Here is a 25566-nt window from a genome sequence, read left to right as displayed (position 1 = left end):
TGCCATCGAAACGGGAGCATCTCACTTTTTAAAGTTCCTGAAGAGAAAAATCAGGTCGATAGGAATTGTATATATACTGCAAACGGGTAATAACGAGACTTTTTAAAAAAGGCTATAAGCTTGGTGCAGAAAAGCTTTTGGCGATTATTGAAAGGTAAAGCTCTCAGCCGTTTTTAGTATAGCTATGGGTATATTTTTTACCTGAAAAAGAATAAAAACTGGGATGCACCCATCGAAACTTATCGTCTTTATTTACATAACTATGTCCAAAGCAGTTGTTTTACTATCTGGCGGTTTAGATTCCGCTACTGTTGCTGCTTTAGCACTTGCCTCAGGTCATGAAGTAATTGCTTTATCAGTTTACTACGGTCAAAGAAACGCACGTGAGTTGCAATCAGCTAAAAAAATTGCCCATAAGTTAGAAATTAAAGAACACTTTGTTGTGGACATAAATTTAGCTCAATGGGGTGGTTCTACGCTGACAAATCATGAAAAATTCAATTCTACAGATTTGACTCACTCAACAATAATTGCTAACGATTATGTTCCCGGAAGGAATACTGTTTTTATTTCTGTTGCTCTTTCCTTGGCAGAAGCTAAAGAAGCTAATTTGATTTATCTAGGGTTTAATGCTGCCGATACCTACTATCCTGATACTCAACAGTCATATTTAGAAAGCTTTGAAAATTTAGCTTCTTTGTACTCTAGAAATGGCATAGAGGGCACAGCACCAAAATTAGTTGCTCCTTTAATTAAATATGACAAAGTGAGTATTATCAACCAAGCTCTTCAACTAGGAGTACCAATTGTAGACACTTGGTCTTGCTATTCAGGAAAAGAAGAACCTTGCGGTATTTGTAATGCTTGTCGCATTAGAGACTTTGGTTTAATTAAAGCGGGTAGGTCTGACTTAGCTACTGCTAAGGGAAGAGATTTTTATGTCCAAGATACTCAACGTGCTACCAGTATATTTTGGCGTTTTATGTTAAGGTAAATTGCTGGTTAATAATTAGTTTTTCGCCAAAATAATTCTGGATTCTAATACTAAATAGGTGTAAAAAAATGGAAGAATGGTTGATATATAAAGATTTTAAATTTGAGGCAGCTCATCAGTTACCACATCATGATGGTAAATGTTGTAGATTACATGGACATAGCTGGGTAGGACGAGTTTACGTTCGAGGAAATAAACTTGTTAAAGATGGTTGTAAGCAAGGAATGCTGATAGATTATGGCGATGTAAAAAAGTATATTCAGCCTATAGTTGAAAAGTATTTAGACCATTACTACTTAAATGAAACAACTGGACTTCTTAATCCTACTAGCGAAGCTTTAGCAAGGTGGGTTTTTGAACGACTAGAAGAAGCTGGACTGGATGGGTTACATGCAGTAGAAATTCAAGAGACTTGCACAAGTTGTGCTAGATATACAAAATCTGCAATTGGCGCACAATTTAGCAACTATTAAATAAAAAAGGATTAGAAGCTATGGAAGCTAATTATGATTTCAAAATTTTCAATGAATTAGATGATTTGGAAGTAGCAAATCAGCGTGCTCAAGAAAATTTAGAGAAGTTGGCATATATCGGAAATATCATTTGTCATTATGGGCTACATGAAATAGTTGGTGTATGTTTGCTTCACAGGCATTTTAATTTACAATTAGACGAGCGTGTTGTTAGAGAAATTGTTGACAATAAATTTTCTATCAAGCCTGAAGCTAAAGCAAACTGGGATTGTGTAACTCCATACTCTTGGAAGATTAAAAAAAATCAATTGTTAGAATTTACTTACTATCCATTAGAGTTTTTTGACACTAAAACTGTAGATTTAGAAATCAAAAAAAATGCTGAAAGCCTGATGAAAAATCAAGTATTTCTTATTGATATAGCTAGAAAATTATCAGAGCTAGAAGTAATGGATACTTTTGGAATCGCTATATTGTTTAAGGAATTTCTCGGTTTAGAGTATGGTAATTTTTTACTTGAAACTACAGATGATAATCGAATGCAAATGTTTGAACTTACTTCTGCAAGTAGTCTTGGTTCTGATTTAGCAATTAAAACACTGTGGAAATTTATACCACATCAACAAAAAATACATCTAGGTTCTGATTCAAATCGCTCACTTTTTTGGAATTTTTTTGCTCGGAAATAAGAATTTAGATAACTTGATTAAGCTAACTAGTTATTTAAATTCTTATTTTCCTATTAGTTAGCTATACTCACCTCACAACAATCATCACATTTTTATGCAAGTTCAAATACCAATCCACGAAACATTTCAAAACACAATTCAAGGTGAAGGATATTGGACAGGAATATTAGTAGACTTTATCCGGTTATACGGTTGTCCAGTTAGTTGTCCTTGGTGTGACACTGGTTATGCTGAAGTTAATTACCAAATACCATATGTAAAACGAAGTATCAGTGAACTTTTAGCTGAATTAAAGTCCCGCAGAGTTGTGATAAGTGGGGGAGAACCGTTTATCCAGAAAAATTTGCCAGACTTGGTTCAAGCTTTATTAGAAACAGGGAAAGATGTGAGCATTGAAACATCAGGTTCCTTTTGGCAAGAAATTTCACAACAAGCTTGGATTACCCTATCTCCAAAACAGCACATCAATCCTAAGTACCGAGTCAAACAGGAATTTTGGCATAGAGCTAATGAACTAAAGATTGTAATTAGTACAGGTAAAGAACTAGATTTTTATCAAGATTTTTTGAGTGATAATACAAATATTCCTGTTTTTTTGCAGCCTGAATGGAACGAACGTTCTACAACCATTCCATTAACATTGAAGTTACTTAAACAAAAACCAAACTATCGAATATCGTTACAGATTCATAAATTAATATGTGTTCAGTAGTTTGAGAAACAAATCTAAATTCCTACCCATACACTACTCCACTAATTTATGTCATTTACTAGCAATAAGTTATCAAATATATCCTTGAGTCAATTTAAGGAATCAGATTCTCAAGAATTGTCATTATTAGAAGCAGCAAAATCTACGCCTCAACCAGTACATACACAAAATTTAGCTCAAGCATCTGAATTATTACGAAAAGCAATGCAATTGTTATGGGGTGACTCATTTAACACTGAAGGTATGGAAGATACTCCTGCAAGAGTTGCAAAGTTTTGGGCTGAAATGACGTGGGGGCTACATAAAAATCCATCTCAGCCTTTACAACGAACTTTTCAATGCGAGCATAATGAAATTGTTGTACTCCGAGATATTAAATTTTCCAGTCTCTGCGAACATCATTTACTTCCATTTTCTGGCGTTGCTCATGTTGGTTATATTCCCCAAGGTAGAGTGGTTGGTTTATCAAAAATTCCTAGGTGCCTCGACATTATCGCTGCTAGACCGCAGATGCAGGAACGAATTACGTATCAATTAGCAAACACTATTCATAATACGCTAAATGCGCTAGGTACTTTTGTTGTAATTGAAGCTGAACATAATTGTATGAATAATAGAGGAGTATTAAAATACGGTTCAAAAACAATTACAAATGCAGTTTTAGGTGTTTTTAAAACTGATGTAAATGCCAGGGGTCAAATACTTTCGTTAATCGCAAGTAGCAAATTATGATAAAATACTGCAAGTACATTGGAATGAAAGTTTTCATCCTCATCTGGTTTGGACAACTAGTCTCCTCAATTGGCTCTAGTCTCACTGATTTTGCTTTAGGTATTTGGGTATATCAGCGCACTGGCTCAATTAACCAATTTACCCTAATTACTGTATCCAGTGTCCTACCACTAATTGTTATGTCACCGTTAGCTGGTGTCTTGGTAGACCGATGGAATCGCCGATGGGTTATGATTTTGAGTGACTCAGCTTCTGCTCTGGGCACTATTGTAATCGCTCTTTTGATTGCCACCAATCGTATTGAAATCTGGCATATTTATCTAGCAACTGCCATGAGCTCAACTTTCTATACCTTGCAGTGGCCAGCTTATAGTGCTGCTACCGCCCAGCTAGTACCATTACAGCATCTTAGTCGTGCCAATAGCATGATGCTACTAGCCGGGTCTGCTACTGAGTTAATTTCTCCTATACTAGGAGTAGCACTACTGGGAATCATTCATATTCAGGGAATTATCCTCCTAGACTTTGCCACTTTTTTAGTTGCTTTATTTACACTATTCTTGGTTAAATTCCCTGATGTGGTGGCTGTACAAATAAAGCGTACACAACAAGTAATTAGAAATTCCCTATTGCAAGAAGTTGCCTGTGGCTGGACTTACATTGCTGCAAGAAAAGAACTTCTAGGATTGCTAATTTTTATGGTTACTAACAACTTCTTCGTTAATATCTTTAACGTGTTACTTGTCCCATTTGTACTGTCAGTTACCTCAACTAATACACTTGGTATAATTATATCCATCAGTGGTATTGGTTCATTGGTAAGCAGTCTATTGATAAGTGCTTGGGGAGGTTCACAAAAACTAATTTACAGCTTATTCGGCTTTCAATTGCTAGAAGGGCTGTGTATTTTATTGATGGGGTTGTATACTAGAATTCCGCTCCTCGCCCTTTGTATTTTTCTTGTTTCCTTTGGTTGGCCAATTATCTGTGGTTACAATCAAGTAATTTGGCAAAGGAAAGTTCCACCTGATTTGCAGGGAAGGACTTTTGCAGTAAGAAGTATGATTGCTGGTTTGTTCCGCTTACTGGCTTATCTGGTCTCCGGACCATTAGTAGAAAAAATCTTTCAACCCTTAATGATTTCCAATAGTCCAATAGCAACCAGTATAGGCAAAATTATCGGCACTGGTTCTCATGCAGGTATGAGTTTGGTATTCATTATCGTGGGTTTTTGTGCTGTGCTATTAACCATTGCTGCCTACCAGTATCGCCCCTTGCGGTTAATGGAGGATGAATTGCCAGATGTATTACCGTCATAATCAGGGGAACCGTGCTATGCACGGGCGCTACTTACGCATAATTGGACAGTAGCTGAATGTGTGATCGATCTTCGCACTTATGCAAGCTTACTCAGTAGTAGTCCACCAAAAATATTTTGACTAGTTGATTGGGAGGTCAGATAATAGGATAAAAATCTCCTTAAAGGTATGTCATTGGACTTTGGACAAAAAAAGAGAAGTTCGCGTAATATTTACGAGAATCATTCCCCAATTAATCTTGCAGATAGTTTTTTGTGGGTTCGCGCATAAAGTGAAATCGATTGTGGGACAAAGGTTTTAGCCTCTTACTTGTTTCGTGCATAAAGTGAAATTTTCAACCTGTGGATTTAACGAGAACCCAAATGCTTATAAAAACGGACTTTTGAAGTGCAATCTCACAGGTGTGCGATCGCCAATACATTCTTGTTTAACAATCATCTTTGGTTGCAATCAAATCATTAGACATGCCCGGAAATGAGGTATTGACCCTGACTGTGTAAGGCTTTTATATTCCTTTTCGGAGATGTCTATTTGGCAAAGAAAAGTTCCACCTGATACCATTTCACGAAAAAAATGAAACAGATGGGTAGGTTGGGTTGTAGCTTGCTTCCCCGTAGGGTTACGAAGTGAAATCCAACAAAGACAAGGCTTTGATGTGTTGCGTTTCGTTCCTCAACCCAAACCTTGTATCAATCATTTTTTGAATTGGTATGACTTGCAGGGAAGGGTTTTTGCAGTGAGAAGTATGATTGGTAGTATGTTTCGGTTACTGGCTTATCTGGTCTCTGGACCATTAGTAGAAAAAATCTTTGAACCTTTAATGATTTCCGATCTTCCAATAGCAGTCAGTATCGGGAAAATCATCGGTACTGGTTCTCATGCGGGTATGAGCTTAATATTCATTGTCGTGGGTTGTTGTACTATGCTAACGACCATTGCTGCTTACCAGTATCCCCCCCTGCGGCTGGTGGAGGATGAATTACCAGATGTAATACCGACGATATAACTACATCCATTGATGACATAATGACATTTTAAAGTGGTTAAATACCCTAACCACTATTTTTATTTTACCACGGTGGATAAATCCGCACGAGTCGTATTTCATACACTGCATAAGTTAATTTCCCTGACACCTAAATATATTTATCGGTGATGCGTTCATTAGGAAGAGTGAAATGGAAGAGATCCAATTTGGCAAGGACGAGATAAACACCCTTATCCTAACCTATGATCCGCTTAACAAATCCCATATGATCAGTGGTTTCGGCGGGCAAATATGGATGGACGACAGTAGAGCCGTTAGAATAGCCACAGATCAAGGTTGGTCAATGGTTCGCATGTCAATAGAGGACAAGAAGCCAGACGGTAAAAAGGTCAAGTTGTCAAAGTCCCGTAACTCCCGTGCAGAGTACGACGCCTATTGGAGCCAGTTCAACACAGAAACGATGAAAAACCTCCACAATACCCTGACTTCTATGGGGATTACTCCGATTTATGTTCAGTTTGGCATAGATCCAGTGTGGCTTGAGAATCAGAAATTTATCAACAGCTATGTGAACGAACTGGCGGAATACTGGGGATCTCATGTCGTGTGGATGAAGAAGAATGGCGTGACCCCGGAATATATCGAGCTTTTCAATGAACCCGATGGAGACTGGAACGGTTATGTAGCGGCGAGTGATTACAATAGCATTGTGGAGTCCGTAAGGCGCATTCTAGATGAACGGGGCTGTTCTGCCACGCGGATTGTTGGTCCAGGTAGGGCTCACATCGATGTGGGTGCTTCTGATCAGTGGGTTGATGCGCTCTCTTCAGATGGTATCACAGCCATCGACGCATGGTCTATTCATGGCTATGAATGGGGGCAGAGTTCAGGGGACATAAACAACCCCCAGTATGTTCGTGATAACTGGCAAGGTTTCCTGAATTCAGTTAAAGCAAAAGACCCAAGCCATTCAAAGCCAATCTTCCTGACTGAGTACGCTACAAAATGCACCACTTTCCATAATCAGACCTACGCTGATGAAAAAGGTAATGCAGACAATTTCGCTTCTAACACTCAGTATTACGGCGTTCGTGTCTTCGAGAATGCACTGTCTTTCATCAACATGGGCGCGAATGGCATAATCGTTTGGCAAGCTTGTGATCAATCCTGGAATCCAGAACAATTTTGGGGTATGGAAAAATTGGACACAACAAAGCGCCCTGTTTATTACGCCCTGAAGACGCTGTCTACCGTTGTTCCGCCTGGTGCTTTTGTCTTGAAATCACCCCCCTTTGCTCAAAATGAAATCTATGCAGCTGCCTTTACCACAGATGATCGGTTTATAATAGCATTCGCAAATGGAACTGCTGAAGAGCGTGCTGTGACCGTGAATGTCAACAATGCCAACATATCTTTCCTGAAAGCGGAAGCAATGGTGAACGGGGCGATCAAGTCAAAGTCTATGACCGTTGAGAACAATTCCTTTCCAGTATGTCTGCCGCGTGACAGCACGTTAGTAGTGACTTTAGCCCTGTCACAATATATAGATAGAAGGGGGCTTCGCCTAACACAACGGCAGTCGCCTACGGAGGGAGAACGCCAGGTGACGCCAGATTCCTACGCCGGTAAACCCTCCTGCAGAACTGGCTCCTTTATGCCGGGAAACTCTAGTCGAGCACTGGCTCCCCTCCTGCAGCGCTGCCTCCCCTACGATCAATTTACATTTCTTCATATACATTGAATTTTTTTGCCAACTTACTTATTAGGAGCGTCAAGTACCTTTTTAGATGCTTTTTTTTGCTGCTTATTGTTTGTAACTTCCCAATTTTATTAACAATTAATTAAACTTTATTCAAAATCAAAATAATAATTACTCTTATTCATATCGTATGTAAAGTTTTGAGAAATTATTGCTTTTTTCCAGATAAATAGGCTTGGAAAGCCCTGAGTAAAAAGTAGAAGAACTTATTATTTTTGCTTTGAAGACACCTATGTATTAACGAACATTGGTTTTATTGATGAATAAGCTCTTCTTAAATCTATGAATCTAAACAAAGGGTCTTTCAAGTGATGAAATATCATCAGTATTCAACTTACTTAAATAGTAGGAGAGAAATGGCTAATATTGTATTAATTAATGCTGAAAACAAAGGAAAAAACTTCTTAATAGAATGCCTGGAAAACTCAGGCTTTGAAGTGATTAGCATAGAAAATGGTCTTGTTCGTGTTCAGCTAGGACAGGAGAAAATTTCCACTACTGGGGAAAGTAAAAAATCAGATACTCAAGAGTTCACATTTCCGTCTATTCCCAAAATAAAACAGGTTTTCGAGTTCATTGAATCGAATTATCATCAAAATATTAGACTAAAAGAAGTAGCTCAAGCAGTCGGTTATTCCTCAGCTTACTTAACAGACTTAGTACGACGTCTTACGGGAAAAACAGTCAATGATTGGATTATTGAGCGTCGAATAGCTCAAGCTTGCAAGTTACTGTTGTCAACTAAAGACTCTGTTAATCGGATTGCTTTACAAGTGGGCTATCAAAATATCAATCATTTTTACTGTCAGTTTCGCAATTACCATAGCACTACCCCCCACGCTTGGAGAGAGGCTCAACGTTGTAAACTCGTTTAGCACTAAAAACTGCAACCATTAAAAAGTATCTCTAGTTAAATTTATCGATCTACTGTTTGTAATGCAGTAGTGAGCGATCGCTTGCGCGATCGCTTACTGCTGATTCTTTATTCATTACAAAATCGTTTTTTTTTGCAAAAAGAAGCCACAATAAATTACTAAAGACTCCCTGATACATTAACTTAAGAAATTATAGCTGCACTTTTTTATGCAGCCGTAATTAAGTTATACTGACTTATGTACTCAATAAGAAGTAAACGCAGATAGTTAATTTTTTCAATATAATTTTTTAGCTGTGGATATTCATTTTCTGAAGAAAAGTACCATTCTTCAAAGTTCGAGTTAGAAAAGATTTGTATTCGCTTCAATTTTTCAACAGTTTTTTGAGGATTTTCTAAAAAATTATTGGTTGTGATTTGAGATGCATAACCCCGGATATCAGTTGTAAAAATTTCTATTTCACCTAAAATTGAGAAATCTTTTAATTCTTCCCAATGCATAAGCTTTCGTCGTTCTTCTCGTGTATTTTTATAATCAATCAATAATTGATTTAGTACTCTAATAATATAATTTTTCGCAGTGTTAGGGTTGTTATCAATATTTCCAGTTTCTAAGTTATGCATAATCTCTACCCAAAGGCTTAATTTTCACCATATGATACTATTTTGCCATTCCTTTCAATTAGAAACTCATTACCTTGATTTATTGACTTAGTGCGATCGCGTGTTCTTCCAAACTCTTGCAGTGACTGTGTAAAAAGGTAATGCGATCGCTCTGGAGGAGCGATGGACCCGTATCACTGACAACAGAAAGCAAATCATTCATGCACTTAGTTCATTATTAATATTATCTGTACTATCAACTAAAATAGAAAAACCATAGTTTGGTAACATTTCCTCAAAAGCACGACGATTAAGGTTTAATACCTGACAAGCTTGAGATTGAGAAAGCTTCCCTTGAGTATAAAGAATTGCCACAATTGCTTCATTAATATAACGTCGATCTACATCAGGAATATCAGGTAATTCTACAGTAATTTTCATAGATTTAAAACACAGAATAATCTATAATTGAGTATATGTTAAATCATCAGTTGTGAGGTAGGAATTAATAGCGTCTCCATGAAGGATTGTTCCACAAATGAAGGTGTTCCTGCCCATTGTAAGGGCGAACGGCGTTCGCCCCTACAGGTGTGAAACTATTTTCATTCTTCTCTAGCCTCTAACCCACCTCTACGACTAGCAAGTTCTTTTGCTATTTCTTCTTCATCTAATAAAGGTTTACCAGAAGCAACAATCTTTTCACGTATTTGCTGCAAACGTTCCCCCAATTGAATTTTATTTGCAGAGTGTTTGAAATGAATAAATTCTACAAATTCTAAAACTTGTTGTTGTTTATCTAGTGGAAGTTCACGCCACTTTTCTAGTAATTCTTGTTCTGCTACACTCATATTGGTTTCACCTGTTTTACTACAAATCCAAACGGAGATATCGCTCCTTGAGCCGACTTATAATCCAATACGGTTCAGTTAAAGCCTAAATCCTAAAATTCCGTAGGTTGGGTTGAGGGACGAAACCCAACATTTTTAGGATTTTGTTGGGTATCACTTCGTTCAACCCAACCTACCACTAACCTTAACTGAACCGTATTGACTTATAATCCATAGTACATGATAATAAATCTTCGTAGCCCGATTCTGACTTGACAGTGAGATAATATGTAGCATGCGGCGCTAGTTCTCACTATGGCGACTTTCCACCTGATACGATGGTGAAGACTTTTATCTTTAGCGCGATATGGTCGTACACCCCTACAGAGTGATCTGTAGCATTCTGTTTTGAAATTTGTATTACCGCACTTGTTTGAGACTATCAACTTGCTTAGTAAACAACTCAGTAAACAAACTCATTACCGTCCGTTCCTCTCGCACTTTAATGTTAGCAGTGATAGACATCCCTGGTTGTAAAGATATATTCCTACCCCCAATCAACAGAGATTGTTTATCCAATCTGATTTTTGCAGGAAACCGATAATACTGGTGAGTTTGATCTGGCGGTAATGCATCGGAACCCACCAAAATTAATTCTCCTTTGACATCACCAAATTCGCTGTAAGGAAACGAGTCAACCCTTACATCAACCTTCATCCCTTCCTTCACAAAGCCAATATCTTTATTCGTAATTTCAGCTTCAGCAACTAAATTTTCATTAGGTACAATTTGTAATATTTTCTGGCTTGCGTTTGCTACAAAACCAGGATTTTTAGCTTGTAAATCGAAAACTATACCTTCCACCGGTGCACGAACTACTTGATACTTAAAGTTTAATTGTGCTTGCGAAATTTTACTATTAGTCTCAGCCAATTTCTTTTCGTTTTCTAAAAGATTTTTAGTTAATTGACTATCTATTTCAGCGATCCGTTTTTTGTTATCAGCTATTTTCTCAGATGTAATCTTATTCGCAGTAGCAATTGAATTCTTTAATTGCTGTTCTCCTTGTTGAATCTCATACTTCAAACGTTTTTGTTCTTCCCATGATCTACTGATTTCTGCTATGGTGTCTTGCACCTGTTTTTGTTGTTGAATATACTGAAGTTGTGAAATTCCACCTTGTTCTGCTAGAGTTCTAAGCTTGTTTAAAACTTGCTTCTCTATCACTAAAGTTGCTCTGATTGCACTGAGATGAACTTGATTTTGAGTTAGCTTTTTCTTAGATTGCTCAATTTGCAACTGCACTGTAGCAACGCGTGAATCTTGCTCTTTCTTCGCAATTTTTAGACGTTCTTGCTCATCAACTCCCAAAGAATTTCCACCTGCGGTAGAATTTTTTAATTCAGTTCGCAATAGCTCATTTTCTGCAACTAATGCTGCTCGGCTTTTGAGGATAAAAGCAGCTTCTCTTGAGAGATTACCTCGCAAAAGTTCTATTTCAATGGTTTCAGTAGAAGCTGATTTTGTTAAATTACGATAAACATCTATTTCTTTAATTAAAGAATTGCGAATCTTATTTAAAGAATCTAATTCAGCTTTAGTCGCAGTAGAATCAAAGACTAGCAACAACTCCCCAGGTTTTACATGCTGTCCATCTTTAACATAAACCGATTTAACCACTCCAGCAACGGGAGCTTGAATTTCTTTAACTGCTCCTTGTGGCTTTAACTGACCTGTTGCTGGAATAACTTGCTCAATTTTAGCAAAGTATGCCCATCCAACCCCAAAAGTTGCTAACCCAACCAATGTCATCATGATCGTGCGTGACAGTACTGGAGATTGACGGAGTATAACTGATTGCTCAGATATTTGATCATCGAATTCATGTACAGACACTTTAGGCGTTTTTGATTCATCTGTAAGCAACAATGAATCTAGCTTAAATTTATCGTAATGACCGTTCCAGTGATTTCCGTTTAATTGAGTCATAATGATTGTTGGGCAAGGGGCAAGGGGCAAGGGGCATTTTATAATTTTACTTGTTGTTGATTATATAAGTAGTGATAATAACCGTGCAAAGCTATTAATTCCTCATGGTTTCCTTTTTCAATAACTTTACCCCCCTCCATAACGACGATAGTATCAGCATTTCTGACTGTATTAAGACGATGTGTAATAAAAAATAGTGTACTATCTTTAAAAGCCTGCGCCAAATTTTGACAAACTTGTCGCTCTGTTGGATAATCTAAAGCGCTAGTTGCTTCATCTAACACCAATAATTTTGGCCGTTGTAAAACAGAACGAGCTATGGCAATTCTTTGTCTTTGTCCACCAGAAAGTGATGCACCTCTTTCCCCCACCCGCGTATTATAACCGTTTGGTAGGTTCATAATAAATTCATGAGCGACTGCGATACGAGCAGCTTCAATAACTTCTTCTGTTGTTGCATCAGGATTAGTCAGAGCGATATTTTCCTGAACTGTTCCATCAAACAACAATGTGTCTTGAGGAACTACACCAATTTGTCTCCGTAAAGAATAAAGTTCCACTTTAGCAATATCGTAACCATCGACTAAAATTCTGCCTGACTCTGGTTCATAAAGCCTAATTAACAGTTTCATCATTGTACTTTTTCCTGAACCACTTTGTCCCACAATTCCGACAAATGTATTCGCAGGAAAATCTAGATTGATATTGCACAGTTGTAAAGGACCATTATTTGCAAACCTGAAGGAAATATTGTCGTATTTAACTGATCCCAAAATTGCCGGTAAAGGAATATTGTCGCGATCTTTTTCGGCTTCTTGTGGCGTATCGACAATATCAGCTAAGCGTTCTAAAGATAACGCTGTCTCTTGAAAACTTTGCCAGAGTTGAGCTAGGCGTAAGACGGGGCTAGTTACATAACCTGATATAATTCTAAAAGCGATTAATTCACCTAATGTTAATTGTCCTTGAAGAACTAGATATGCTCCTACCCACAAAACTAGTAAGCTACTGAGTTTATTGAGAAAGTTGCTGGTAGAATTTGCCAGGGTAGAAGTCACTACAGTTGTAAAACCAGCCCCTACATAACGAGCATAACGATCTTGCCAAGAAAAACGCGATCGCAACTCGATATTCTGCGCTTTCACCGTTTGAATTCCTGACATAACCTCAACCAAATAAGATTGAGTTTCAGCATTGCGTTCTGCTTTTTTACGTAACTGTCTACTCACTGTTGGAGAGGCAACTAAAGTGATGAGTATAAAAACTGGAATTGTTCCCAAACCAACCAGTGTGAGTTGCCAACTGTAAAACAACATCACGATAACATAAAGCACTGAAAATACAGCATCTAACCCTACAGTTAAAGCAGTTCCAGTCAAAAACGAGCGAATATTTTCTAATTCGTTGATCCGAGTTGATAATTCTCCTACTGGTCGTCTTTCAAAATATCGTAGTGGTAAGCGTAACAAGTGGTCAATAATTTCCGATCCCAAACCCATATCTATTCGGTTTGTGGTATCGACAAATAAGTAAGTCCGCAATGTCCCCAGCACTGCTTCAAATAACCCAACCACGAGTAGTAAAATACCTAAAACATGCAGCGTACCAATACTATTCTGTGTGATAACTTTATCAATAATAAGTTGTATCACCAGTGGATTAGCTAACGCTGCTAGCTGCACAAAAAATGAAGCAATGAAAACTTCTATCAAGACTCGCCGATACTTTGTCAAATACGGTAGAAACCACTGTATCCCAAAGCGTTGTCTTGGTGTGGCGCTCGTGGCAGAAATGAGTAATACTCTAATTTGCGGAGGATAATTAGTTTCCTGCGTATCCATTTCTAACTTGTCAATGAATTCAGCAGGTTTATATTGCTCGATGCCTTTGGATGGTATACCCAAAACTATAGCGCGATCGCTTGCTTCATACAAAACAGCATAATCATCACCATACCGAATCAATGCTGGTGTGGGAATTCGCGTTACTCCTGAAACCGGTACATCAACAAGCTGCCCTTTTAATCCCAGTAACTCTGCTAAGTAAGCACAAAGCTGAAACGATATAACACCTTGGCGTTTTATTTGATCAGTTAAAACGCGGCGAACAACCTCCCGACGCAAAGGCATTTCCAAATATTTGGCTATCATTTGGAAACACGCGATCGCTGAATTTAGTTGTCCCTTACCATTAAAAACCGGATATTTGCTAGATTTTGGCCTATTATTCGTGGTATGTGGTTCTAATATTAGCTGTTCTTGCTGTGGTGCGTAAGGAATTTCTACATTGTTAGTAATATTGCCAGATGTCGTATCCTTGATCTCAACTTGAATTTTATGACGATCTAGCAATCTCAAATCCGACGGACGCAAACCGATTAAACGTACAGGCTTGTCCTTAACCTCGATCTCATATTGCACATCCCTCAATTCTATAGGATATCCCACAGAGAAGTTTGTCACTGTTCCACCACCACTGACAAACCACACCTTTTCATGATTGAGTTGAGTGAAGGGTGTTTTTCCCGGTGATAGATAATGTACCTGAGCCGAGAGTAAAGCATTTTGAGCAAATTCTTTAAGATCTGCTCCACCATAAGCCACTTTATCTAGCTGTAAGCCTAATATATCAAAGACCTCTAGCACATGACACTGGTTTTTGCGCACTTTAGCAAAACTTGGGTACGTGTCAAATAAGCGAAGATACTCAGCCGCATTAATTGTTAAACATGTGACTTCGGTTGAAGCGATCGCAGTTTCACAAGCTAACTCTCTTAATAAGCTAAGTTCACCAATAATTGCTTTTTTTTCCAGCAATTCTAAGGTAGTTGGCGTTTGCGTACGAAAATCGTATCCTAATAATCGGGCTCTTCCTTCGTAGATAATTGCCACTTGGTCTGGTATATTTTCTTTACCTATAATCTTTTGCCCAATGCGGTAGCGCCACACTTGAAAAGCTGATGATATCTTGGCGATCACCTCAGTTGGTAACTGGTTAAAACCCTCAAGGCTGCGGAGAAATTCTTGAACATCGTTGTTATTATAAGTCATCTCACTTTTATGTTTAAGATTTCGCGTAGAATCCACCCAATTACCAATGCTGTAATCTCAAATTTCCGGTAGATATTTTTTTGCAACCCTAGTACCGCTGCGCGGAAGTCAAAAGTCAAAAGTCAAAAATCAAAAGTGTTATAAATCAAGCTTTTTGGCTGTTTGAAATGGTTGGTTTATTTACACCGTGCTGTACTAGTATAATACTACTCTCTGAGGACTTAAGTTTTTCTCAGTCCTTTCGAGTGTTTCATGCTAAACCCTGGCAAGCGAAGCATCCTGAAGAGAAACTGAAAACTTTGATAAATGCAATATTATTGCTTCGCTACTACAACAACTTATATAACACATAACAAGGAACTCTTAACAGTTTTTCCTATTAAGAGTTCTCAATCAAGTAGTGTAAAGCTGACGGGGAATGAAAAACCCCGTCCATAGACGAGGTGCAGTAGTTTATCGAATTTTGCGGATATCTAAGCCATTACCAGTTTGTGGTTGAGATGAACGTTGAAGCGCCACTCCATTATTGAGCTTGGTTCCTGTACCGCCATCAGCGCGATCAAGGAAAGGTTTAAGATTAATGGGGTCAGAAGAAGATGATAATGAAGATGAAGGAACAGATTCTTTGCCACCGTTAAAAATTGAGCGTCCTGCGTTGTATAGTTGGTCTAGACCGCCACTACCACTACCAGCAAAAGTATTAACACCAATAGTTTGCTGTCCACTATCAGCAGTCGTTAGATTTTGGAAGACACTATTACGTACAGTGTAAGGATCTTTTTCTGGTGGTACTGTAAGTACAATTCGACAGGATTTCTCAGCCTCGGTTGTTACGCACAGAGTGTTCATTCCGTTTTCTGTACCTGTCTGAAGTTCTACCAAACCATCTCGACGATACGATTCTAAACGTTGAGCAATAGTTTCACAGCGTTTTTGTATACCCCAGCCGCCGCCCAAAGTTCTAGGAATTGCCCAAGGAAAGTATTGACCAGATCGACTTTGAGGTTGGTACATCACGGTATACTGACCATTATAGTATTGACAGCTAAACCGAGTAGCACTAGTTACATCTGTTGACTTGCGTATTGTCCTATTTGTTGTTGTGGTTCTTGTTGACGATTCATTCACTGAGCCTGATTCTGTTGGTACAACAACATCACCAGATGAACGACGTGCTTGTGCAAATGCTGCCGAATTTCCTATGAATAAGGATAAACCAAGACTGCCCAAAAACAGAAATTTAAAAGTCTGTGATAACATAAATCATCCTCACACTTATTATTAACTTAAGGAGTGGATAATTCCAGTGACGGAAAATTTTGTTTTTTGATTCAGCTTCTGATCGCACTTTCCACTATACCAATTGTAATGGCTGCACTTGACTATAGGGACGATTAGTAATCCAAACACCTCTGATGTCTTGATTAGACATGATGTTTCTCCAACAATGTGCACTTCTTACATTGAGCAAACTTTACTTTTAGCTAAGTTAAAGCCTGAGATTGACATGTTTCTGATCAAGCCCTTATCCCTTAGCACGCATTCGCGTTAACATAGTTTCAAGAAAAGCGAGTTACAAGGCGACAATTCAAGACCAGATAACAAAGGAAGAATTACCCCGAATATTGGGTACTTGCACCATGACTAATTAAATTCTATAAGACGAAAACGTAAAATTATTGTAATGCGGGCTGGACAGCCCGCGTCTCAACATATAAATTAAACGCGCAACAGCTTAGTCTTTACACCGCTATCAATTTGACTGCAACACTGCATCTAACAACTTACCAGCATCATAGCGAACCACATCTGTACAAGGTAGTCCTGTTTCAGACTCAGTTTGAGCGATCGCATCAATAGCTGCAGCTTCATCCAAATGGTGTGTGTTAAGCGCAATACCCACAACACGTACAGGTGCAAAAGCACCAGCCACACTAGCGACAGTTTCATAGAGCCTTACCACTTCTGGTAAAGGTGGAATTGGTATATTATTAACCACTTGAGTTTGTCCAGCACGATGTACTAGTATCAGGTGGGTTGGTTGAGAACCACGTATCAAAGGTAGTGTTGCTGTTGAACCAGGGTGTAGCAGAGAACCTTGTCCTTCGATATGGAGAATGTCGTAGTTTTTGCCATAGCGCATCACCATCTGTTCTACAGCACCCGCAGCAAAATCCACGCGTACAGCATCCAAGGCGATCCCGTCACCTTCTAACATTAAACCAGTTTGACCTGTAGCAAGAAACTTAGAACTCCAGCCTCGTCGTCGCGATGCCCAATGTAATTCTAGACTAGTTGACATTTTGCCAATAGCCATGTCTGTACCTACGGTTAATACCCGCCGACACGATAGACTACGCGCCATACCACTAGCTATTTCTAAGTTAGGTGGTTCTTTACGCACATCCCAAATCAATTGTCCTGGTTTTAGAAGTGTTTTTAACTCAGGAATATTTGCTAATGGTTTGTGCAAACCATTCACAACTGACAACCCAGCCGCTAAGGCGTCTTTGATTTCATGCCAATAATCTTCTGGTAGAATGCCTCCTCTAGGAGCAACCCCAATCACCAAAACTTGGGGTTGATACTCTAATGCAGCAGAGAGCGATCGCACTATTGGCACATCACGTTTTATCCCCGTTAGTTCTTGTAAAGATTGCCCTGCGCACATGCGGTCAATCACTGCTACAATAGGGGCTTCACTGTAGCGTAAAATTGATAAGCCTGTTTTGCCATGAGTACCGCGAATTTCGTCATGCAGTAAAACGGCAACTCGTTGATTAAGTGGAAGACGCACGACGTTCAACCCCCAAACCTGGTAAATTATTTGGCAATACTTTCCCTTCTTGCAACAATGCACCTGTGAAGGGATCATCAATTAAATTGAGGTGACTGTCTAAGTCTATATAGTCAGCTAAGGGAGCGAGCTGTATAGCAGCCGTATTGGCTAGTGTACTGTCAGAATAGCAACCCAACATCACTTGTAAGCCATGCGATCGCGCCGTGTGTATCATCCGCATTGCCTCAGTTAAACCCCCAGATTTCATCAGTTTGATATTAATCCCATCCACACAACTTGCCAATTTAGGAATATCACCGCTAGTGAAGCAACTTTCATCAACAAATATTGGTAGAGGCGATCGCTTTTTCAGTTCTCTTAAATTATTCTCCTGTCCTCGTGACAGTGGCTGTTCTACATATTTTACACCTAAATCTGCCAACCAAGTACACATTAGTTCTGCATCTGCCAAACTCCACCCTCCATTTGCATCCACATACAACTCTGGCGTAGGTGCTTCTTCTCGCACAGCCATAATCATTTTTTGATCTGCTGCAATTCCATCAGGACTACCTAACTTTACCTTTAAAACACGTACATCTGTAAATCCTAGCCAGTCACGCACCCTAATCCTTGCCCCTTCTGGCGAATTAATCCCAATAGTCACTGAAGTTGGTACAATCGAATTGGGCTCAAGTCCCCACGTCTGCCAAAGAGGTAAACCCACCTTTTTTCCTAACCAATCGTGCATAGCCATATCTAATGCAGCCTTTGCAGACGAAGGAATGCCTGCTTTATTTAGCACTAACTCAACTGATGAGCGTTGCAACGGGTTAAATGCTTTCAAAGAATCTGATATTTGCTGTAAAGCAACTTTGATCATTTCAGTCGATTGCGGATGACTATCAGCATTAAAAGGCGATGCTTCCCCCCAACCTTCAATTCCATCGTCAACCATTCTCACCCAAACATTGGTCGTTTTAGCTGTTGTCCCCCGACTAATTGTCAAAGGAAACCGCTTATTTACAGTAAAAACTTCTACTTCAATTTGCATAATAATGCTTAATATAGCAGTATAATTGCTACTAGCTTTTTCAAAATAAAACGATTTGTCCTAATTTATGACAAACCTACAGAAATGGGAGATTTTGCGGTCAGAAATGGTATTAGACCATCACTGGTGCAAAGTCAGGCAAGATGTTATACAATTACCCAACGGTAAGATTATAGATGATTATTTCGTCAATATTAAACCAGAAGTTGCTGTAATTTTACCTATCACAACCAATAAGGAAATTATTTTTGTTCGCCAATACAGACACGCCGTAGGTGAATTTTTTACAGAACTCCCAGCAGGTAGTTTTGAACCAGCAGTAGAAAGCCCAGAAGTTGCAGCAAGAAGAGAACTAGAAGAAGAAACTGGTTATACCGCCCAAAATATAACTAAAATAGCAACTTTATACGATAAACCTAGTAAAGACACAAATAAAATACATTTATTTTTAGCAAAAGATGTGATGAAAGTAGGAGAACAAAAGCTAGATCTTACAGAAGAAATCGAAATTATTCTTATTCCACAAACATTAGTCAAAGAGAAAATCTTACAAGGAGAAATTTGCGTAGCAGGAACTATTGCAGCCCTTTGTATGGGTTTAGCTCTTTTGGAGTAGGGTGCGTTTATCAAACAGAATTCAAGAGTCAGAATTCAGGAGTCAGAAGAATAAATACTGCAGAGCGGAGACACTACGTGCGACGCGCAGCTATGCCCGCAGGGCTTTACGCGAAAGTCAAAACTGATATAAATCAAGGCTTCTAGCTGTTTGAAATGGTTGGTTTATTTACGCCGTGGTGTACTAGTATTTCTTGCTCGAATTCTTCTCTATCTTTTAATATTTTAATAATTGAATCCATGTGAGTCATTTCAAATAGGATCCTGACTTGATCGTTTAAAGAGCAAAGGAATAGCTTAGTGTTAGTTTGATTAATGATTTTCTTTACCTTTGCTAAAGCACCTAATCCAGAACTATCAATGAAGTTGACATTCTTCATATCTAGTAAGAGAATTTCAATTTTTTTTGTATCAGCAATATCCTTGATTTCAACAGTTAGTTCATCACCTTTATTAGCATTGAAAAATCCAGATAATTCAATTATTTTTATAGGAGAAATCATGAATTTGAATTAATTAAATATGAATCATTGGTAATTGATTGATAAGAAACCTGGGAAGTATCGATGTAATTAAAAGAATAGACCTTTTCCAGGTTGGATATCACTTCTAACTTTAAGTTTTGTCTTGCTCTTGTATTACATTTAAATATTTCTTCAATACAATTATTGATCAAATTTAAATATTCCGTCCATTCTTCGTCGCTTATATTCTTATAGTCATTACGTAAAATTGCAAACCTAGTAACTGATTCTGATTTTATTTCTGATTCTGTCATAATTTGATCATAAAGATTCTCAAGAGAAATTTTGAAAGTACTACAATCAAATAACTTAAAACATAATGTTAAATCTTTGCCAAAATAATTACAAAATCCTCGAATTAGAACTTCCCCCATTTTTATCGTATTTTTCATACGTTCACCATCTGTTAATAAACAACATAGTGTACTCTTATCACCTTGGTAAATAGGTTTTCCATCAATATAACCAACAAGAAGCGGATTTAGTAGTTTCATGAGCATGTTTCTCCTAATACTAACAGTAGGATGGCATAGAGAATTGGTAAGCCCTTTCCCAAAAGAGGGTTTATGATCTTTGAGAGCTAGTATTCTACCAGGATTTTCTAGCACTCAGGCGTAGCAGCATTCTAGAAAAATTGCCATAAAATATCAATAGCAAATATAGACCTGCTCAAACCATATATTTTTATTTAGTGTATTCAGTTTTTATTTAGTGTATTCAGTTGTCTAAAGTTTGTCATCTGTAAATTTAACAGTGCTTAAATTGTGTTTATATCGAACTTAAGTCATATGATCTCATAATTTGTAGTTATTTTACTGACGATTCTTCTTTAAAGACATGTTAAAGTACAGTATAAATAACGAGATCATGATAATTTTCCTTATTTTTTCTTGAATGTATTATTCTATTAATTTTTTCTACAAAAAACTTAGAGTTCGACTGACCTGTAGACTATACTAGTGTTGTATAGGAATTCAGCCTAAACATTGAAATCTGGTGATTGAAATTTCTTTTTCGATCATTTTCATAATTTTATTATAAAGAGGAAATTATGTTTTTTAAAGCTTTACTACTTCCAATTACTGGACCAGTGAGCGGACTTTTATGGATTGGAGAACAAATTCAAGAGCGCGTTAACACTGAAATTGATGATGAAGAAAATTTACATAAACAGTTATTATCTCTACAATTGAGATTTGACATGGGAGAGATTTCTGAAGAGGAATTTGAAATTGAAGAAGAAGAATTGCTCCTAGAAATTCAAACTTTAGAGGAACAAAAATCTTTAAACAAAGAATTTATAGAACAGAACGACTTAGCTTTAGTCTGAAAATTATTTTCGATGATTTCGTGGTCAAAACAATTCAAAATTCAAAATTATTAATTCAAAATTACAATCAGTGGAGTCTTGAAACCCATCACCTAGAAGCACCACTGATTTTTTAAATTCAGTAGGAGCCTGTACCCGAAATTAATTAATTCAATTTTTTTTATTCTTAATTTTGAATTTTGAATTTTGAATTGTTGAGATGCACCGATAACCACTTATTTCTTGTTAAAAAGGTTGAAAATTTACCGCGCCCATTGCTGCAAAATATAAGAGTAGAAACGCTCTTTATCTACCGTTGCCATAGCTTTAATTTTGCGACCTCCAGAAACTATCTTAGTACGTCCTTGGCTAATACCAGTGGGGACAATCTCTGTTTCCCATTCCCGTAATTGATAAAATTCTGGATGACCAAGATAAGCTGTTGCTAAAACATCCCAAAAATAATAATCTTGAGGAATCACTAATGCATAACATTGTCCTGCTAAATCAGATACAGGATAGTGGCGCTGTCGCCCCATTTTGTACACTATTTCTGATGTAACAGGTACAGTGTTAGTCAGATCTAGAGGACATATAATAATTTCAATCTGGGTTTCCCATACCCGCGCAGCAGAAATTGGATCCCAATAAACGTTCCATTCTGCGGAACCGTCTTGCCCTGCTTCTAAACTTTTTTCCACGTTCCCCGAGACATTCAGCGCACCTCCCATCCAAACAATCTTTTGAATTTTTGCTTCTATATCCGGTGCTTTGTCTAATGCTGTTGCAACTGTTGTCAATGGCCCAGTTACCATTAGTGTGACTGGTTCTGTTGCCTCACGCAAGACCTGGATCATAAAATCTTGACCAGGTTCTGCAATTAAAGGTGTGCGAATGGTTTCACGTTGATTAAGAATAGGTAGATGATCTACGATAAATGAATCGCGACGGTAAAGGCGGGGAAATGGGTTGATACCGCGCACGGTGCTTTCTGCTACTGGGATATGAAAACTCCCCATTAAGTCTAGAATTTTACGTGTAGCATTTACAGCCGGTTGAGCGTAGCAATCAGCTGGAGTGACTACGACACCAAGAAGTTGAATATGATCCATTGTCAGCAGTAGCATAGTTGCTAAGTAGTCATCTACACCGCCGTCGTGATCCATTAATACAAGTTGTTTTTTCATATAGGAGAGTTGAACTGTGGACGAATTTATGGAAGCTGCGATCGCACAAGCAAAACAAGGAAAACTTGAAGGCGGAATTCCGATTGGTTCTGTTCTTGTAAAGGATGGCAAAATTATCGGTAGAGGACACAATAAGCGTGTCCAAGACGGAGATCCTGTCACCCACGCCGAAATTGATTGCCTACGCAACGCTGGTAGAATTGGCAGCTATAAGGGTACAACGCTCTATTCAACGTTAATGCCATGCTATTTGTGTGCTGGAGCAATTGTACAATTTGGTATAAAAAAAGTCATTGCCGGAGAATCAAGAACTTTTCCTGGTGCTAGAGAGTTTATGATATCTCATGGAGTGGAAGTCGTTGATTTAGAGCTTGACGAATGCGAACACTTGATGAGTGAGTTTATCCAGAGCAACCCTGAATTGTGGAACGAGGATATCGGGGAATGATTGACTTGCTCAAACTGCGATGTGCTGATAAATAAGTTAACTTGGGGAAAGGCTCTATATTAGATTCTTCCACCCCTTGGAGATTTTTAAAATGAAGTGGACACTTGAAGAAGCCCAAAAACAGCTACCATCAATAATTAATGCAACAAGCCTTGAACCTCAGCTCATCTACACAAAAGAGGAATTAGTGGCTGCAATTCTTGATCCTGAGCTTTTTCAGTAATTTTTAAACTGGCGGCAAAAAGAGGTAAAACCCTCTCTATCTCAAGTTTTTAAAGAACTTCAGCAGTTCTGTACTGAAGAAAATTATAGCTTAGAAATACCACTGCGAAGCGATACCTTCGGTGAGCTTTGCTAACGCCACAATCCTTTTAGCTAGCCAGCCAGAAGCCCCAAGTCTTACCCGAAGGGAAGCGTGGGATGAATGGCGAGGGGATGAGGAATGCACCCCCGACCAGAGTTGAGCAACGCTCAACCAGGGAGCGGGGTGTCTGACGAATCCCCAAACTGTGGTTGGTCTTGGCTTTCAATGTACCGCCGCAAAGTTGTAATGGTTACGCCACCGCAGCTTGCCACAAAATAAGAACCATTCCAAAAAACATCTTTTGAATAGAATTGGCTTAAGTGTTCAGTGAATTCTTGCCTAATTCTACGGGAAGTAGCTGATTTAATATTGCCAATTAATGTACTTAATTGTAGGTCTGGATGGTATTGAAAGAGTACATGCACATGATCTTCCTCGCCGTTAAACTCAATTAACTTGCAATCCCATTTAATCAATAAGTCCTCAAGCATAGTATGCAAACGCTTCAGCATGTTATCGGTTAAAGCTTTGCGGCGATATTTTGTAGTCAGAACTAGGTGGACTTTAAGGTCACTGATCGACCTGCCTTTTGAAACAAAATCATTTTTCACAAACTTTTCGGCAATTATGATATACTAACTGTAGTCAATTATAACAACACTAAATCAAAGGAGGTTATTAGATTGCTGCTAAATCACCAATACAGGGCTTATCCAGAAACTCAACAAAAGCTGAAATTGAATAGCTGGCTAAGAACCTCTAGGTATTGGTACAACTGGCAGCTACGAGACAGATTTGAATGGTGGGAGAAAAACAGAGATTATACGTTATTCCCACAAGGTGAGTTTTGCTATATTTCTTGTTCCTTGCCGCCTAAAGAACTTAGGGATAAACCAAATTTTTACAGTCAAAAGAAGCTGTTGCCAGATCTGAAAGAGGACTTTATCAAAGTTGGTCATTCTGGTGAACTATTGGACTTTAAATCTGTACCATCCCAAACATTGCAAGATGTCTCAAAGCGCGTTGAACTAGCTTTTAACAGATTTGTTAAGGGCGATAGCAACGCTAAGAAAAGCGGTAAGCCCAGATTTAAGAATGCTGCCAGTTTCAGGACAATGAGATTTGAAGGGCAAGCTGTAACCATTGAACGAGTAGAAAAAGATTGGTTGTTTTTATCAATTTCAAAACTACCTGGATGGTTGAAAGTAAGATTACATCGACCTTTAGCGGATGGCTTCACCCTCAAAAGTGTATTGTTAACCTCTAAAGCAGATGGTTGGTACTGCACCATTACCCTCGAAGATCCAACAGTACCAGTGTTCAACCACGCCAGATGCTTTATGCCGGGAAACCCCGAAGTTTGCCCGGAGGGAGACCAACGCCAGTTGCCTACGCCGGTAAACCCGGCTGCAGCACTGGCTCCTCCTTGCAACTTCTCTCCGTCCACCGCACTGGCTCCTGACGACATTACCCCCACCTGGGATAATTCTTTGGGGATGGACGCAGTGTTACATGAGGATGATTATCTAGCAACTTCAGAGGGAGAAAAGCTACCCTCGCTCAAATCATTCCGTAAATCTCAAGCAAGACTCGCCAAGGTTTCTAAACGCAAAGCCACCAAGAAAAAGGGTAGCGCCAGTCGCCGAAAATTAGCAAAACGAGAAGCGCGGGAACATCAACGTATTGCCCGTTCCCGTAAAGATCATGCTTACAAAACCGCTCATAAACTGGTGCGTACTGGCAAGAAAGTTTTCTTTCATGAAGATTTAAACTTGCAAGGACTTACTAAGCGCAACAAAACAAAAAAAGACGAGCAAGGAAAGTTTCTTCCGAATGGGCAAAGCGCCAAATCGGGCTTAAACAAGTCTTGGTTGGATGCTGGCTTCGGTCAATTCTTTACTACCCTGGACTACATAGCCTCGAAAGCTGGAGCAGCTGTAGTAAAGGTAAATCCTGCTTACACTTCACAGTTACTGGCATATCGGGATGAATTGGTATTCACCGATTGCGCAATCAGGAGTTACTTTGACCATCAACAATTGCTTTATGTTGACCGTGATGTGAATGCATCCATCAATATAAAGCGTGTGGGGCTGGGACTGTTCCCCACAATAAAATGCCGGAAAGGGAAAGTAGTTATTACTTCTACTGCGACAGCTAGTACCTCTAAGGAAGTTCTGATAGCCCTCTCCAGGGTGTCAGAAGCCCACACTGACTGCTTGCAGCAGTGTGGGTAGTTCACTGAGAACAGTGATGATGTCTGTTAAATGTAGTGAGCAAAAATGTATATCAATAAATAATGTGGCTCTTCAGTACTTGTTATGCTAAAATAACAAG

At 38.6% G+C, this 25566-nt stretch carries 27 protein-coding genes; 14 read left to right on the top strand and 13 right to left on the bottom strand.

Annotated features, from left to right (window positions below):
• Nucleotides 1–262 precede the first annotated feature (262 nt).
• The 9 genes from queC (at nucleotide 263) to G4P69_RS12625 (ending at nucleotide 8541) form a co-directional block, all read left to right on the top strand.
• The gene (gene queC / locus G4P69_RS12665) at nucleotides 263–994 is read left to right on the top strand and encodes a 7-cyano-7-deazaguanine synthase QueC (protein WP_208344310.1); all 732 of its coding nucleotides are present in this window, start codon (nucleotides 263–265) and stop codon (nucleotides 992–994) included.
• A gap of 68 nt (nucleotides 995–1062) precedes the next feature.
• Entirely contained in the window at nucleotides 1063–1467 is a 405-nt protein-coding gene (gene queD, locus G4P69_RS12660) for a 6-carboxytetrahydropterin synthase QueD (RefSeq protein WP_208344309.1), read from the top strand.
• 20 nt (nucleotides 1468–1487) lie between these two features.
• On the top strand, nucleotides 1488–2156 hold the full coding sequence (locus G4P69_RS12655; RefSeq protein WP_208344308.1) for a hypothetical protein: 669 nt from the start codon (nucleotides 1488–1490) through the stop codon (nucleotides 2154–2156).
• A gap of 94 nt (nucleotides 2157–2250) precedes the next feature.
• The gene (locus G4P69_RS12650; RefSeq protein WP_208344307.1) at nucleotides 2251–2868 is read left to right on the top strand and encodes a 7-carboxy-7-deazaguanine synthase QueE; all 618 of its coding nucleotides are present in this window, start codon (nucleotides 2251–2253) and stop codon (nucleotides 2866–2868) included.
• Nucleotides 2869–2952: 84 nt separating this feature from the next.
• Complete coding sequence (gene folE, locus G4P69_RS12645) at nucleotides 2953–3600, top strand: GTP cyclohydrolase I FolE (protein ID WP_243902945.1); 648 nt, start codon at nucleotides 2953–2955, stop codon at nucleotides 3598–3600.
• A 23-nt stretch (nucleotides 3601–3623) separates the two neighbouring features.
• Nucleotides 3624–4919 (top strand): MFS transporter, encoded by a 1296-nt coding sequence (locus G4P69_RS12640; protein ID WP_208344025.1) that lies wholly within the window; start codon nucleotides 3624–3626, stop codon nucleotides 4917–4919.
• 655 nt (nucleotides 4920–5574) lie between these two features.
• Nucleotides 5575–5925, top strand: a complete 351-nt coding sequence (locus G4P69_RS12635) for a hypothetical protein (RefSeq protein ID WP_208344026.1) — start codon at nucleotides 5575–5577, stop codon at nucleotides 5923–5925.
• 172 nt (nucleotides 5926–6097) lie between these two features.
• Nucleotides 6098–7648 carry a glycoside hydrolase gene (locus G4P69_RS12630; RefSeq protein ID WP_208344027.1) on the top strand — a complete coding sequence of 517 codons (1551 nt, stop codon included), beginning with the start codon at nucleotides 6098–6100 and terminating at the stop codon, nucleotides 7646–7648.
• A gap of 374 nt (nucleotides 7649–8022) precedes the next feature.
• Nucleotides 8023–8541 (top strand): helix-turn-helix domain-containing protein, encoded by a 519-nt coding sequence (locus tag G4P69_RS12625; protein WP_208344028.1) that lies wholly within the window; start codon nucleotides 8023–8025, stop codon nucleotides 8539–8541.
• A 206-nt stretch (nucleotides 8542–8747) separates the two neighbouring features.
• Here G4P69_RS12625 and G4P69_RS12620 read toward each other — a convergent pair whose 3' ends face one another.
• The 9 genes from G4P69_RS12620 to G4P69_RS12585 form a co-directional block, all read right to left on the bottom strand.
• Nucleotides 8748–9164 (bottom strand): hypothetical protein, encoded by a 417-nt coding sequence (locus G4P69_RS12620; RefSeq protein ID WP_208344029.1) that lies wholly within the window; start codon nucleotides 9162–9164, stop codon nucleotides 8748–8750.
• Nucleotides 9165–9243: 79 nt separating this feature from the next.
• The gene (locus tag G4P69_RS39940; protein WP_279605312.1) at nucleotides 9244–9366 is read right to left on the bottom strand and encodes a hypothetical protein; all 123 of its coding nucleotides are present in this window, start codon (nucleotides 9364–9366) and stop codon (nucleotides 9244–9246) included.
• The gene (locus G4P69_RS12615) at nucleotides 9363–9584 is read right to left on the bottom strand and encodes a UPF0175 family protein (RefSeq protein ID WP_208344030.1); all 222 of its coding nucleotides are present in this window, start codon (nucleotides 9582–9584) and stop codon (nucleotides 9363–9365) included. Before G4P69_RS12615 ends, G4P69_RS39940 begins: the two co-directional genes overlap by 4 nt.
• A gap of 161 nt (nucleotides 9585–9745) precedes the next feature.
• Nucleotides 9746–9991 (bottom strand): hypothetical protein, encoded by a 246-nt coding sequence (locus G4P69_RS12610; protein WP_208344031.1) that lies wholly within the window; start codon nucleotides 9989–9991, stop codon nucleotides 9746–9748.
• A gap of 399 nt (nucleotides 9992–10390) precedes the next feature.
• Nucleotides 10391–11959, bottom strand: a complete 1569-nt coding sequence (locus G4P69_RS12605; RefSeq protein WP_208344032.1) for an HlyD family efflux transporter periplasmic adaptor subunit — start codon at nucleotides 11957–11959, stop codon at nucleotides 10391–10393.
• 38 nt (nucleotides 11960–11997) lie between these two features.
• The gene (locus G4P69_RS12600; RefSeq protein ID WP_208344033.1) at nucleotides 11998–15009 is read right to left on the bottom strand and encodes a peptidase domain-containing ABC transporter; all 3012 of its coding nucleotides are present in this window, start codon (nucleotides 15007–15009) and stop codon (nucleotides 11998–12000) included.
• A gap of 453 nt (nucleotides 15010–15462) precedes the next feature.
• On the bottom strand, nucleotides 15463–16269 hold the full coding sequence (locus G4P69_RS12595; RefSeq protein ID WP_208344034.1) for a COP23 domain-containing protein: 807 nt from the start codon (nucleotides 16267–16269) through the stop codon (nucleotides 15463–15465).
• Nucleotides 16270–16762: 493 nt separating this feature from the next.
• Nucleotides 16763–17806 (bottom strand): DUF1611 domain-containing protein, encoded by a 1044-nt coding sequence (locus G4P69_RS12590; RefSeq protein ID WP_208344035.1) that lies wholly within the window; start codon nucleotides 17804–17806, stop codon nucleotides 16763–16765.
• Nucleotides 17790–18842: a dipeptide epimerase gene (locus tag G4P69_RS12585; protein ID WP_208344036.1), complete on the bottom strand. Its 1053-nt coding sequence runs from the start codon at nucleotides 18840–18842 to the stop codon at nucleotides 17790–17792. The genes G4P69_RS12590 and G4P69_RS12585 overlap by 17 nt, the downstream gene beginning before the upstream one ends.
• 67 nt (nucleotides 18843–18909) lie before the next feature.
• On the opposite strand from G4P69_RS12585, the gene G4P69_RS12580 reads away from it, so the two are divergent.
• Entirely contained in the window at nucleotides 18910–19458 is a 549-nt protein-coding gene (locus tag G4P69_RS12580; protein ID WP_208344037.1) for an NUDIX hydrolase, read from the top strand.
• Nucleotides 19459–19600: 142 nt separating this feature from the next.
• On the opposite strand, the gene G4P69_RS12575 is transcribed toward G4P69_RS12580, so the two are convergent.
• Both G4P69_RS12575 and G4P69_RS12570 read right to left on the bottom strand, forming a co-directional pair.
• Nucleotides 19601–19960 (bottom strand): STAS domain-containing protein, encoded by a 360-nt coding sequence (locus tag G4P69_RS12575; RefSeq protein WP_243902556.1) that lies wholly within the window; start codon nucleotides 19958–19960, stop codon nucleotides 19601–19603.
• Complete coding sequence (locus G4P69_RS12570) at nucleotides 19957–20475, bottom strand: hypothetical protein (protein WP_208344038.1); 519 nt, start codon at nucleotides 20473–20475, stop codon at nucleotides 19957–19959. The genes G4P69_RS12575 and G4P69_RS12570 overlap by 4 nt, the downstream gene beginning before the upstream one ends.
• A 557-nt stretch (nucleotides 20476–21032) precedes the next feature.
• Here G4P69_RS12570 and G4P69_RS12565 point away from each other — a divergent pair.
• Complete coding sequence (locus G4P69_RS12565; RefSeq protein ID WP_208344039.1) at nucleotides 21033–21311, top strand: gas vesicle protein GvpG; 279 nt, start codon at nucleotides 21033–21035, stop codon at nucleotides 21309–21311.
• Between the two features lie 242 nt (nucleotides 21312–21553).
• Here G4P69_RS12565 and G4P69_RS12560 read toward each other — a convergent pair whose 3' ends face one another.
• Nucleotides 21554–22477: a nucleoside hydrolase gene (locus tag G4P69_RS12560; RefSeq protein WP_208344040.1), complete on the bottom strand. Its 924-nt coding sequence runs from the start codon at nucleotides 22475–22477 to the stop codon at nucleotides 21554–21556.
• Nucleotides 22478–22493: 16 nt separating this feature from the next.
• On the opposite strand from G4P69_RS12560, the gene G4P69_RS12555 reads away from it, so the two are divergent.
• Both G4P69_RS12555 and G4P69_RS39935 read left to right on the top strand, forming a co-directional pair.
• Nucleotides 22494–22925: a nucleoside deaminase gene (locus G4P69_RS12555; protein WP_208344041.1), complete on the top strand. Its 432-nt coding sequence runs from the start codon at nucleotides 22494–22496 to the stop codon at nucleotides 22923–22925.
• A 91-nt stretch (nucleotides 22926–23016) separates the two neighbouring features.
• Nucleotides 23017–23148: a hypothetical protein gene (locus G4P69_RS39935; protein WP_279605316.1), complete on the top strand. Its 132-nt coding sequence runs from the start codon at nucleotides 23017–23019 to the stop codon at nucleotides 23146–23148.
• Nucleotides 23149–23396: 248 nt separating this feature from the next.
• Here G4P69_RS39935 and tnpA read toward each other — a convergent pair whose 3' ends face one another.
• Nucleotides 23397–23840: an IS200/IS605 family transposase gene (gene tnpA, locus G4P69_RS12545; protein WP_208346102.1), complete on the bottom strand. Its 444-nt coding sequence runs from the start codon at nucleotides 23838–23840 to the stop codon at nucleotides 23397–23399.
• A 72-nt stretch (nucleotides 23841–23912) separates the two neighbouring features.
• On the opposite strand from tnpA, the gene G4P69_RS39170 reads away from it, so the two are divergent.
• On the top strand, nucleotides 23913–25466 hold the full coding sequence (locus G4P69_RS39170) for an RNA-guided endonuclease InsQ/TnpB family protein (RefSeq protein WP_243902777.1): 1554 nt from the start codon (nucleotides 23913–23915) through the stop codon (nucleotides 25464–25466).
• Nucleotides 25467–25566 lie beyond the last annotated feature (100 nt).

Source organism: Aetokthonos hydrillicola CCALA 1050, assembly GCF_017591665.1.
Lineage (GTDB): Bacteria > Cyanobacteriota > Cyanobacteriia > Cyanobacteriales > Nostocaceae > Aetokthonos > Aetokthonos hydrillicola.
Note: the sequence above shows the minus strand (reverse complement) of the source record. Positions and strands in the feature narration are given on the sequence as shown.